Source organism: Bradyrhizobium sp. SZCCHNS2022 (assembly GCF_032377575.1).
Classification (GTDB): Bacteria; Pseudomonadota; Alphaproteobacteria; order Rhizobiales; family Xanthobacteraceae; genus Bradyrhizobium; species Bradyrhizobium aeschynomenes.
Window position 1 is genome coordinate 4,064,822 of the sequence record NZ_JAUHHZ010000001.1, and the last position, 10,848, is coordinate 4,075,669.

The 10,848-nt window shown below is 67.1% G+C and carries 10 protein-coding genes; 6 read left to right on the top strand and 4 right to left on the bottom strand.

The genetic code is table 11. The annotated features are described in order from the left end of the window. The first annotated feature begins 31 nt into the window (after nucleotides 1-31). The 6 genes from QXZ94_RS18295 (at nucleotide 32) to QXZ94_RS18320 (ending at nucleotide 6,249) form a co-directional block, all read left to right on the top strand. The gene (locus tag QXZ94_RS18295) at nucleotides 32-1,426 is read left to right on the top strand and encodes an FAD-linked oxidase C-terminal domain-containing protein (RefSeq protein WP_315726361.1); all 1,395 of its coding nucleotides are present in this window, start codon (nucleotides 32-34) and stop codon (nucleotides 1,424-1,426) included. Continuing rightward, entirely contained in the window at nucleotides 1,423-2,967 is a 1,545-nt protein-coding gene (locus QXZ94_RS18300; RefSeq protein WP_409998757.1) for a sugar ABC transporter ATP-binding protein, read from the top strand. The genes QXZ94_RS18295 and QXZ94_RS18300 overlap by 4 nt, the downstream gene beginning before the upstream one ends. Next, on the top strand, nucleotides 2,960-3,910 hold the full coding sequence (locus QXZ94_RS18305) for an ABC transporter permease (RefSeq protein ID WP_315721584.1): 951 nt from the start codon (nucleotides 2,960-2,962) through the stop codon (nucleotides 3,908-3,910). The genes QXZ94_RS18300 and QXZ94_RS18305 overlap by 8 nt, the downstream gene beginning before the upstream one ends. Next, nucleotides 3,907-4,884, top strand: coding sequence for an ABC transporter permease (locus QXZ94_RS18310; protein ID WP_315721585.1), 978 nt, complete (start codon nucleotides 3,907-3,909; stop codon nucleotides 4,882-4,884). The genes QXZ94_RS18305 and QXZ94_RS18310 overlap by 4 nt, the downstream gene beginning before the upstream one ends. 39 nt (nucleotides 4,885-4,923) lie before the next feature. Further along, nucleotides 4,924-5,898, top strand: a complete 975-nt coding sequence (locus tag QXZ94_RS18315; RefSeq protein ID WP_315721586.1) for a sugar ABC transporter substrate-binding protein — start codon at nucleotides 4,924-4,926, stop codon at nucleotides 5,896-5,898. Between the two features lie 66 nt (nucleotides 5,899-5,964). Next, complete coding sequence (locus QXZ94_RS18320) at nucleotides 5,965-6,249, top strand: YciI family protein (RefSeq protein WP_315721587.1); 285 nt, start codon at nucleotides 5,965-5,967, stop codon at nucleotides 6,247-6,249. Here the strand turns inward: QXZ94_RS18320 and QXZ94_RS18325 are convergent, their stop codons facing one another. The 4 genes from QXZ94_RS18325 to QXZ94_RS18340 form a co-directional block, all read right to left on the bottom strand. Continuing rightward, nucleotides 6,250-7,143 (bottom strand): NAD(P)-dependent oxidoreductase, encoded by an 894-nt coding sequence (locus QXZ94_RS18325; protein WP_315721588.1) that lies wholly within the window; start codon nucleotides 7,141-7,143, stop codon nucleotides 6,250-6,252. Beyond that, nucleotides 7,140-7,544: a carboxymuconolactone decarboxylase family protein gene (locus QXZ94_RS18330; RefSeq protein WP_172112312.1), complete on the bottom strand. Its 405-nt coding sequence runs from the start codon at nucleotides 7,542-7,544 to the stop codon at nucleotides 7,140-7,142. Before QXZ94_RS18330 ends, QXZ94_RS18325 begins: the two co-directional genes overlap by 4 nt. 128 nt (nucleotides 7,545-7,672) lie before the next feature. Beyond that, entirely contained in the window at nucleotides 7,673-9,133 is a 1,461-nt protein-coding gene (locus QXZ94_RS18335) for an aldehyde dehydrogenase family protein (RefSeq protein WP_315721589.1), read from the bottom strand. A gap of 173 nt (nucleotides 9,134-9,306) precedes the next feature. Next, a complete protein-coding gene (locus QXZ94_RS18340) occupies nucleotides 9,307-10,665 on the bottom strand; it encodes a flagellar biosynthesis protein FlgA (RefSeq protein WP_315721590.1) in 1,359 nt (452 codons plus the stop codon). Nucleotides 10,666-10,848: the final 183 nt, after the last annotated feature.

Here is a 10,848-nt window from a genome sequence, read left to right on the forward strand (position 1 = left end):
GTCATCGTCGAGGAAGCGGACGGGAGGAATGATGGATTTGCGGGTCGGCACCGGCGCATTGGCCGAGCGGCTTTCGAACCTGATCGGGCCACGCGCGAGCCTGGCGCGCGCCGTGCTGGATCAGCACGGCCGGAGCGAATCGTACTATCCGGCGATGCCGCCCGACATCGTCGTGTTCCCGGAGACGACACAGGAGGTCGCTGCCATCGTCAGGCTGTGCGCCGAGGCCGGCATGCCGATCGTGCCGTTCGGGGCCGGCACCTCGCTCGAAGGCAATGCCGCGGCGGTGGCGGGCGGCGTGTGTATCGACTTCACCCGCATGAACAAGGTGCTGGCCGTGCATGAGGCCGACATGGACGTGGTGGTGCAGCCCGGCATCACGCGCAAGCAGCTCAATGCCGAGCTGCGAACGACCGGCCTGTTCTTTCCGATCGATCCCGGCGCCGACGCCTCGATCGGCGGCATGACCTCGACGCGCGCCTCCGGCACCATGGCGGTGCGCTACGGCACGATGAAGGACAATGTGCTTGCCCTCGAGGTGGTGCTGGCCGACGGCCGGGTGATCCGCACCGCGAGGCGCGCGCGCAAATCGGCCGCCGGCTACGATCTGACGCGGCTGTTCGTCGGGGCGGAGGGGACGCTCGGCGTCATCACCGAGATCACGCTGAAGCTGCATCCGATTCCGCAGGCGATATCGGCCGCGACATGCAGCTTCCCGACCCTGCACGGCGCAGTCGACACTGCCATCGCGCTGATCCAGTCGGCCGTCCCTGCCGCCCGGATCGAGCTCGTCGACGACGTCATGATCCGCGGCATCAACGCCTATTCCAAGCTCGGCTATCAGGAGACGCCGACCTTGTTCCTCGAATTCCACGGCTCGGAGGCGGCCGTCGCCGAGCATGCCCAGACCGCGGAAGCGATCGCAATCGAGCATGGCGGCCGCGGCTTTGCCTGGGCCAAGGCCGCCGAGGACCGCAGCCGCCTCTGGCACGCGCGCGACAACACGCTGTATGCCGGCCTTGGCCTGCGGCCGGGCGCGCGCGCCGTCATCACCGATGTCTGCGTGCCGATTTCGCGCCTCGCGGACTGCCTGACGCAGACGCGCCGGGACGCCGATGCCAGCGGCTTCATTGCGCCGATCGTCGGCCATGTCGGCGACGGCAATTTCCACATGCTGATCCTGGTCGATCCCGACGATCCGAACGAGCTCGCCGGCGCCAAGGCGCTGCAGGCGCGCATGGTGGCGCGGGCGATCGCGATGGACGGCACCTGCACCGGCGAGCACGGCATCGGCCTCGGCAAGGTCGATTACCTCCAGGACGAGCTCGGCGACGCCGTCGCGGTGATGCGCGCCGTCAAGGCCGCGCTCGATCCGGACGGGCTGATGAATCCTGGCAAGATCCTTGCCGGCGGAGCGCTGCCATGAGTGCCGGGATGAGCGCCGAGATCAGCACTGCGACGCTCGATGCGACATCGCCCGTGCCGCTGCTGGAGCTGCGCGGCATCAGCAAGGAATTTCCCGGCGTCAAGGCGCTGGATGATGTGTCGTTTGCGATCCACCCGGGCGAAGTCCACATGCTGCTCGGCGAGAACGGCGCCGGCAAATCCAGCCTCATGAAGGTGCTGTGCGGTGCCTATCGTGCCGACGCCGGAGCGATCTACTACAAGGGCAACGAGGTCACGATCGCCTCGACGGCCGACGCGCAGACCCTCGGCATCGCCGTCATCTTCCAGGAATTCTCGCTCGTTCCGTTCCTCGACATCGCGCAGAACATGTTTCTCGGCCGCGAGCCGAAAGGCCGTCTGCCCGGCACGATCGACCGCCGCAAGATCCTGGCCGATGCACGGCGCGTGCTCGAGGGCATCGGCTTCGACATCGATCCCTCCGTCATCGTCGATACGCTCGGCGTCGCGCAGCAGCAGATGGTCGAGATCGCCAAGGCGATCAGCCAGAACGCTCGCATCCTGGTGATGGACGAGCCGACCGCGGCGCTGTCCGACCGCGAGGCGGAGCTGCTGTTCGCGCTGATCGGGCGGCTGAAGGCCGAGGGTGTCGCGATCGTCTACATCTCTCACCGCATGGCCGAGGTGTTCGCGATCGGCGACCGCATCACCGTGCTGCGCGACGGCCGTCGCATCGACCAGATCCGCCCCGCCCACGTCACGCCCGACCAGCTCGTTCGCATGATGGTCGGCCGCAACGTCGACATGACCTATCCGCGCCATTTCGCCGCGCAGCCGGGCGAGCTCGTGCTGCAGGTGAAAGGGCTGAGTTCGCCGACCGGCATCTCCGACATCAACATCGAGGTGCGGCGCGGCGAGATCGTCGGGCTGTGCGGCCTGGTCGGGTCCGGCCGCACCGAAGTGGCGCGCGCGATCTTCGGCGCCGATCCGATCAGCGAAGGCGAGATCATCTTCGACGGCAAGCCGATCGCCGGCGAGCCCGATGTCGCCGCGCGGCGCGGCATCGCGCTGATCCCGGAGAGCCGCAAGAGCGAGGGTCTGGCGCTGCTGCGCTCGGTCGGCGACAATCTCGTGGTGGCGGCGCTGAAGAAGCTGTTTCCGAGCGGGCTGTTCGATCCGCGCGGCGCGCAGCGCACGGCGGACGGGCTGATCCGGCAATTGCGGATCGCGACGCCCGCGGCGCGGCAGACGGTCGGCCTGCTCTCCGGCGGCAATCAGCAGAAGGTTGTGATCGGCAAATGGCTGGCGGCCGGCGCCAGGCTGTTCATCTTCGACGAGCCGACGCGCGGCATCGACGTCGGCGCCAAGTCCGAGATCTTCGCGCTGATCGACCGGCTGGTCGCCGAGGGCGCGGCGGCGCTGATGATCTCGTCCGAGCAGATCGAGATCTGCCACGTCTGCGACCGCGCCTATGTCATGCGCGAGGGCCGCGTCGCCGGGCACCTCGCGCGCAGCGAGCTGACCGAGGAGAATATCGTGCGACTGGGGATGCATGATGAGTGACACGGCCATCGTCTCGCCGATCCGCACGCTGCGGCGCCTGCCCGGCGTGGCGATCGTCCTGGTGCTGCTGATCGCGCTGTTCGGCGCGATCGCGCCGGGCTTCCTGTCGGCCGCCAATCTCTCCAACGTGCTGGTGCAATCCACCATCCTGACCATGCTGGCGTTGCCGATGACCTTGATCATCATGACCGAGGGCATCGACCTGTCGATGGGCGCGGTGCTCACCCTGACATCGCTCTGCGTCGCCATCGTCTCGCTTGCGACGACATCCATGCTGCTGGGCCTCTGTGCCGCCGTGCTGGTCGGGACGGTGTTCGGCCTCGCCAATGGCTGGCTGGTCGCGATCGCCAAGATCCCGCCCTTCGTGGCGACGCTCGCGACGCTCGGCATGGCGCACGGCCTGTCGCTGATCGTCAGCGACGGCCAGAGCGTGGTCGGCATCCCCCACAGCGTGCGTGACATCTATTCGGCGCAGCTGCTGGGCATTCCCGTGCCGATCCTGATGGGCGTCGCGAGCTACGGCGTCTTCCACGGCCTGCTCTATCACACCCGCTTCGGCACCTATGTGTTCGCGCTCGGCGGCAACCGCGAGGCGCTCAGATATGCAGGCCTGTCGCCCACCCGGCTGCTGATCACGGTCTACGCCATCGGCGGCTTGATGGCCGGCGTTGCGGGCCTGCTGATGACGGCGCGGATGAATTCGGGGCATCCGACCGCGGGGCTGGGGCTCGAATTCGATGCGATCGCGGCGGTCGCGGTCGGCGGCACGTCGTTCGAGCGCGGCAATGGCTGGCTGCTCGGCACCCTGCTCGGCGTCCTCGCCGTCGGCGTGCTGCGCAACGGGCTCAATCTGATCTCGCTACCCTCCTCCGTCCAGGTCGCGAGCGTGGGCGTGCTGGTGATCGCTGCCATGTTCCTCGACGGATTGCGGAGCCGCGCATGAGCGATGTCGCCAAACCTGCGCCGCTGCCGCCATGGTCGTTCCTGTCGCAGAATGCGGCGCAATTGTTCTACCGGCTGCTGGCCGCCTTCCTCATCTGCCTCGTGCTGAGCGTCCTGAGCGAGTCCTTCCTGAGCCTCGGCAACATTCTCAACGTGCTGAGACAGGCGAGCCTCACCTTCTTCATCGCCTCGGGCCTGACGCTCGTGGTGCTGACGGCCGGCCTCGATCTGTCGGTCGGCGCCAATGTCGCGCTGTCGGCCTGCCTCGCGGGCACCGTCATTCATCAGACCGGCTCGCCCACGCTCGGCATTGTCACCGGCCTCTTTGCCGGCGGCATCGTCGGACTGATGAACGGGGTCATGGTGACGGCGATGCGCATCCCCTCCTTCATCGCCACCTATGGCATGCTGTGGGTGCTGAACGGCGTGACCTACTGGTACATGGCCGGCGAGACGATCCACGGCTTCCCCGCCGGCTTCCGCCAGATCGGCAGCGGCTACTTCCTCGGGCTGCCGATCCCGGTCTATCTGCTGCTGGTGTTTCTCGCGATCGGATCGTTCTTCGCCCAGCGGACGATCTGGGGTCAGGAGATCTATGCGATCGGCGCCAATCCCGTCGCGGCACGCCTCTCGGGCATTCCGGTCAGCCGAAGGCTGCTGCTGGTCTACACCGTATCGGGCACCATGGCGGGGCTGGCGTCCATCATCTTCCTGTCGCGCCTGAACTCGGCCGAGGCCGATATCGGCGAGAGCCTGACCCTGCCGGCGATCGCAGCCGTGCTGATCGGCGGCACCTCGCTGTTCGGCGGCGTCGGCACCATCTTCGGCACCTTCGTCGGATCACTGATCCTGACGCTCGTGCTCAACGGCATGAACCTGCTGTCGATCAACGCCAACTGGCAGCCGCTCGTCACCGGGATCATCGTGATCATCGCCGTCTGGCTCGACATGAAAACGCGGCGTCCGACGACATGAGCTTTCAACGACAAGAACGACAACCAGGGAGGACACGAAATGAACCACCGGAAATCCTGCTATCTCGCTTTATCGCTGCTGATCGCCTCGGTCACGACACAGGCCCGCGCCGACGGCGAGACGATCGCCGTGTTCACCAAGAACCAGACCAACCCGTTCTTCCAGACCGTGCGGGTCGGCGCCGACAACATGGCGAAGGCGCTGAACGCCAAGGTCCTGCACTACATCCCGACCAAGCCAGACTCGATCCCCGAGCAGCTCAGCCAGATCGAGGATGTGGTGGTGAAGAAGCCGAGCGCCATCGTGTTCACGCCGGTGGACTACAAGGCGATGGTTCCGGGGGTCGAGAAGATCAACGACGCCAAGATCCCCGTCGTCAACATCACCGACCGCTCCGCCGGCGGCAAGTTCGTCTCCTTCATCGGCGCGGACGACTACAGCCTCGGCCTGGAGACCGGACGCTTCCTGCTCAAGACGCTCGGCGGCAAGGGCAACGTGGTCATCATCGAAGGCGTCAAGGGCTCGCTGACCAATGTCGACCGCGTCCGCGGCTTCAACGATGCGTTGAAGGAGAACCCCGGAGTGAAGCTGCTGGCGTCGCAGCCCGGCAACTACCAGCGGCTGCAGGCGCTGCAGGTGATGGAGAACCTGATGCAGTCCAATGCGCAGATCGACGGCGTGCTCGCGGCCAACGACGCCATGGCGGTCGGCGCGATCGAGGCGCTGGACGGCGCCAACCGCAAGGCGCTGGTGATCGGCATCAACGGCACCAAGGAGGCGATCGACGCCATCAAGTCCGGCAAGCTGCTGGCCAGCGGCGACTATAACGGCTTCGCGCAGGGCTGCCTGGGCACCATGATGGCGATCCGCTCACTGCGCGGCCAGCCCGTCATCAACGAGATCGTGCTGAAGCCGACCGTGATCACCAAGGACAATTATCAGCCGTTCGACGTCTCGCTGGAGCAGCGCACCTGCCCGAGCTTCGAGGACGCCAGCAAGCTCGGCGGGAAGTAGGATCGGCTCGTCACAGCGGGACGGCGCGCAATGGCCGCCGTCCCGCTCCCACTCCGGAGATGACACATGCTGTTTGCGATTCACGCTCTCGACAAGCCCGGCGCGCTGCCGGACCGACTCGCCAATTACGACGCGCACAGGGCCTATCTCGAGAGCGATGGACTCCCGGTGACCATCGTGATGTCCGGCCCGCTGGTCTCCGACGACGGCGCGACGATGATCGGCAGCCTGTTCCTGGTCGAGGCGCCTGGCCGCGCCGAGGCCGAGGCGTTCAACCGCAACGATCCGTTCGCCGCGGCCGGCATCTGGGAGAAGGTGACGGTCACCGGCTTCTTCCGGCGCAAGGGCTGATCAGCCCTTGAGCTCGATTCCGGCCAGCGCCTCGCTCAGCTTGGCCAGCGCCGTGTGGTCCTGGCCCGGCCCGAGCAGGCCTTGCGCGCTGGCGCTCAGCTCACGGCAAAGATTGGAGAACGGCGCGGCGACGCCGGCGGCACGCGCGACTTCGAGGGCGATCGACAGGTCCTTGACCATCAGATCGAGCCCGAAGCCGCTGTTGAACTGGCGCGACAGCACGAACTGCCTGAACTTCTTCTGCGTCGAGTTGTTCATGCCGGTCGAGGCATTGAGCACGTCGGTCATCAGACCGGGATCGATGCCGAACTGCTGGCCGATCAGCAGCGCCTCGATGCCGATCAGGAAGCCGCCAGCGGAAACGAGATTGTTGAGCGCCTTCATCGCCTGCCCGGAGCCGAGCCCGCCGATGCGATGAATGGTGGTGCCCATCGCGCGCAGCACCGGCTCGACGCGGTCGACCGTCGCCGCATCGCCGCCGGCCATGATCGCGAGCTCGCCGGTCACCGCGCGCGGCACGCCGCCGCTGACCGGTGCATCGAGCATGACGACGCCGAGCGGAGCGAGATCGGCGGCGATGGCCTGCGTGGCCGCCGGCGCGCCGGAGCTCATGTCGATGAAGACGTGGCCCGGCTTCAGGCCAGCCCGCAGCACGGCGACCGCGTCCGCGACATGCTTGCTGGTCGGCAGCATGGTGATGACGATATCGGCCAGCGCCACGGCCGCAGTGAGATCATCCGCCGCGACGCCGCCGACCTGGCGGACGAAATCGGCGCCGCGGCCCGGCACGGCATCATTGACGGCCACGGTGAAGCCGGCGCCGAGCAGGCGCGCGGCCATCGGCCAGCCCATGTTGCCGATGCCGACGAACAGGATGCTCTGCGGCGCGCTCATGCGCCGTCCTTCTTGGCGATGGCGCCCTCCGCGACCAGCACCTCATGCGCCGCCTTGAAGGCTTCGAGACCTGCGGGGATGCCGCAATAGACGGTGGCGTGCAGCAGGATCTCCTTGATCTCGTCGACGGTCACGCCGTTGGTGAGCGCGCCTTTGACGTGCAGCTTCAATTCGCTCGGCTTGCTGAGCGCGGTGAGCATCGCCAGATTGACGATGCTGCGCGTGCGGCGATCGAGACCCGGCCGCGTCCAGGCATAGCCCCAGCACATCTCGGTGGTGATGTGCTGGAACGCCATCATGAAGTCGTCGGCCTTGGCCAGGCTGCCATCGACATAGGACGCGCCGAGCACCTCGCGCCGCACCTTCAGACCCTTCTCGAACAACTCGCTCTCGTCACTCATTCGCTCGTCTCCTCTGATGCAAGGCTGAAGTGTCTTAGCGCGCCGCCGTGCGGACCGACAACGCGGCCGCGGGGACGCGGTCATCGTCGTCCGCCCGGCGGAATTGATCCAAGTTCGATTTCCGCAGTCTAGCCGTGCTTGACGATCAGGGTCTTCATCGCCGCAAGCTCGTAAAGCGCCTCAAAACCCTTCTCGCGGCCGTGGCCCGACTTCTTCATGCCGCCGAACGGCAGCTCGATGCCGCCGCCGGCGCCGTAGCCGTTGACGAACATCTGGCCGACCTTGACCTTGCGCGCGACGCGCATCGCCCGCGAGCCGTCGCCCGACCAGACGCCGGCGACCAGGCCGAACTCCGTGTCATTTGCGAGCCTGATCGCGTCGGCTTCGTCGTCGAACGGCATCGCCGCCAGCACGGGACCGAACACCTCCTCGCGCGCCAGTTCCGAGTCGCGCGCGACCTGCTGATACAGCGCCGGCGCGACGTAGAAGCCCTCGCCGGGCACGCCCTCGGCGATCCTGCCGGACGCCACCCGCCTGGCCCCGCCGCCTTCGGCCCGCGCCAGCATGTTCTCGATGCGCTTCTTCTGAACCGCGCTGATGACCGGGCCGAGATCGAGGTCCATCTCCGGCGTGCCAGCCGTGATCTTCTCGAAGCGCGAGGTGAGGTCGGCGAGGAAGCGATCCCAGATCGAACGCTCCACCAGCACGCGCGACCCGGCCGAGCAGGTCTGGCCGGCATTCTGCACGATCGCAGCCGCCACCGATGTCAATGCCGCATCGAGATCGGCGTCCGCAAACACGATCTGCGGCGACTTGCCGCCGAGTTCGAGCGTGCAGCCGATATGGTTTCTCGCAGCCGCCGTCTGCACCAAGGTGCCGACCTCCGGGCTGCCGGTGAATGAGATGAAGTCGATGCCGTCATGCGCCGACAGCGCCGCGCCCGCCTCCTCGCCGAGGCCCGGCACCACGTTGATCGCGCCCGCTGGGAAACCGGCTTCCGCGGCAAGCTCCGCGAGCCGCAGCGGCACCAGGCAGGCCTCCTCGGCCGGCTTGATCACGGTCGCATTGCCCATCGCCAGCGCCGGCGCGACGGTGCGGCCGAACATCTGGCCCGGATAGTTCCAGGGAATGATGTGGCCGGTGACACCGAGCGGCTCGTACACCGTGGTGACGAAGAAGCCATCGAGGAAGGGGATGGTGTCGCCGTGTACCTTGTCGGCGGCGCCGCCATAATATTCGAAGTAGCGCGCCACGGCGACGACGTCGGCCCTGGCCTGCTTCATCGGCTTGCCGGTGTCGGCCGCTTCGAGCTTCGCCAGTTCCTCGGCATTGTCCTCGACGAGGCGGCCGAGCTTCGACAGCAGGCGCCCGCGCTCCACCGCGGCCAGCCGGCCCCACGGACCTTCCAGCGCGCGGCGCGCAGCCGCGACGGCAAGATCGATGTCGGCCGCGTCGCCGGCCGCGATCGAGGCGATCACCTGGCCGGTCGCCGGCGCGAGCATCGCAATGGTCCGCCCCGATCTCGCGGGCTGCCATGTGTTGTCGATGAAGACACCTTTGGCGGCAGGCAGTTTGACATTGGCGTTCATGACAGGTCTCCCACGTCTCTCGATCCCCTCGCAGTCCGGCTGGAGCAGCCATTCGCGCCCGCTGAGGTCCCAGGGGCGGCGATCGGGAGGGTCCGTCGGACAGATAGACCTTCTGCGGCTCGCCGTCGATCACCCCGGATGCCGGCGCCGCTCGTCCGGGGCACCCGGCGCTGCTAGGCGTGCCGGCTCATCGTCGGCGCATAGAGGGCTTCCTGCTCGCGGCGCAGGCGGACGGCCGGCAGAGTCTCGTCGATCGCGACGTCCGACCACGTGATGCAGGCATCCTTGGCGACCGGCCGGACCAGGCGGACCTGGTGCGCAAGCCCGAGCGGAAGATAGCCCTGCGCCAGCGACGTCTCCGCAGGCGTGAGCTTGCCGAAAACGGTGTAGCCGCCTTCGCCGTCGAGCACATCGCCGGGCGCCAGATCACGTTTCGCCGTCGCGGCGACGTCGGCATTGAAGCAGATCGCGGCCCCGGTCGGCTCGCCCCGCAGCGCCACCGACGCCACCGAGATGCCGAGCTCGAGGCCGATGAGATGCCATTTCTTGTAGGAGCTCATGTAGCGGCCGCTCGGATCGGTGACCACCTTGTACTCCTCGAAACAATTGCGGATGTAGTCGCTGTCGCCCTCGAAGCAGACCCACACGCCCTTGCGGATGTCATTGGGGATGGGCTGCCCCTCCGCAGTGAGGCAGGACACGACCTCGACCTGCCCCTTGGCCTCCAGCACGCCGCCTTCCGCGCGCGGACGCATCAGGGTGGGAATGTCGTCCACGGAGCCGGGCGGAAAGGCGAGCCCCTGCGACGGCGCTGCGAGCCCGGTCGCGTTCGCAATCGCCGCGGATTCGATCGCCGGCTTCGAGCCGTCGAGAAAGGCATTGAACATCTTCGGATTCATGCCGCCACGCGCGGCCTGCTCGGCGGTGAGGCCCCAATGATCCCACACCGTCTCCGGCGTCGACTCCCGATATTGCGGCAGCCATTTGTGGCCGCGTCCGGCAGCGACCACCGGAAACCCGCAGGCGCGCGCCCAGTCGACCAGATCGCAGGCCAGCGCCGGTTGATCGCCGTAAGCAAGACTGTAGATGACGCCGGCCTGCTTCGCCTTGTGCGCCAGGATCGGCCCGCAGAAGGCATCGGCCTCGACGGTGACGTTGATGACCGGCTTACCCGCGGCAAACGCCGCGAGGCAGTGCTCGACCGCGGCCACGGGGTTGCCGGTGCATTCGGCAACGACGTCGATCGCATCGCATCCGATCAGCGCCTCCCAATCGTCGGTGAGGAAGGTCGTGCCATGCTTGAGCGCATCATCAAGGGAAGCAGCCGCATAGCGCTCCTCGGTCCAGCCCACGCGCTTCAGGTTCTCGATCGCGCGGGCCGGCGACAGATCGGCGATGCCCACGAGATGGATGCCGGGTGTCCGGAGAACCTGATGCAGATACATCGCGCCGAACTTTCCGGCTCCGATCAGTCCCACCCTGACGGGCCGGCGCGCGACGTTGCGCTCCATGAGCTTGGCGTAGAGGTTCACGGGGCGGATCTCCTCGGCTGGTCAGGGCGAATCTAAAGTTTTCGGGCAATTTGTTTGCGCACGCTTGATGAGAACTTCAAGACGTCGTTCCCGCCAAAATCGTGTCCGCGCGTGCCCACCCATCACGCAGAATGGCGTCGTCACCGAGCCCGCTGACATGCCGGTTGACGTTTCAAGAACGGG

What these genes read in the sequence shown, in the direction of transcription:
- QXZ94_RS18295 (WP_315726361.1), top strand. Translation starts at nt 32, where the DNA reads ATGGATTTGCGGGTCGGCACCGGCGCATTGGCCGAGCGGCTTTCGAAC.
- QXZ94_RS18300 (WP_409998757.1), top strand. Translation starts at nt 1,423, where the DNA reads ATGAGTGCCGGGATGAGCGCCGAGATCAGCACTGCGACGCTCGATGCG.
- QXZ94_RS18305 (WP_315721584.1), top strand. Translation starts at nt 2,960, where the DNA reads ATGAGTGACACGGCCATCGTCTCGCCGATCCGCACGCTGCGGCGCCTG.
- QXZ94_RS18310 (WP_315721585.1), top strand. Translation starts at nt 3,907, where the DNA reads ATGAGCGATGTCGCCAAACCTGCGCCGCTGCCGCCATGGTCGTTCCTG.
- QXZ94_RS18315 (WP_315721586.1), top strand. Translation starts at nt 4,924, where the DNA reads ATGAACCACCGGAAATCCTGCTATCTCGCTTTATCGCTGCTGATCGCC.
- QXZ94_RS18320 (WP_315721587.1), top strand. Translation starts at nt 5,965, where the DNA reads ATGCTGTTTGCGATTCACGCTCTCGACAAGCCCGGCGCGCTGCCGGAC.
- QXZ94_RS18325 (WP_315721588.1), bottom strand. Translation starts at nt 7,143, where the DNA reads ATGAGCGCGCCGCAGAGCATCCTGTTCGTCGGCATCGGCAACATGGGC.
- QXZ94_RS18330 (WP_172112312.1), bottom strand. Translation starts at nt 7,544, where the DNA reads ATGAGTGACGAGAGCGAGTTGTTCGAGAAGGGTCTGAAGGTGCGGCGC.
- QXZ94_RS18335 (WP_315721589.1), bottom strand. Translation starts at nt 9,133, where the DNA reads ATGAACGCCAATGTCAAACTGCCTGCCGCCAAAGGTGTCTTCATCGAC.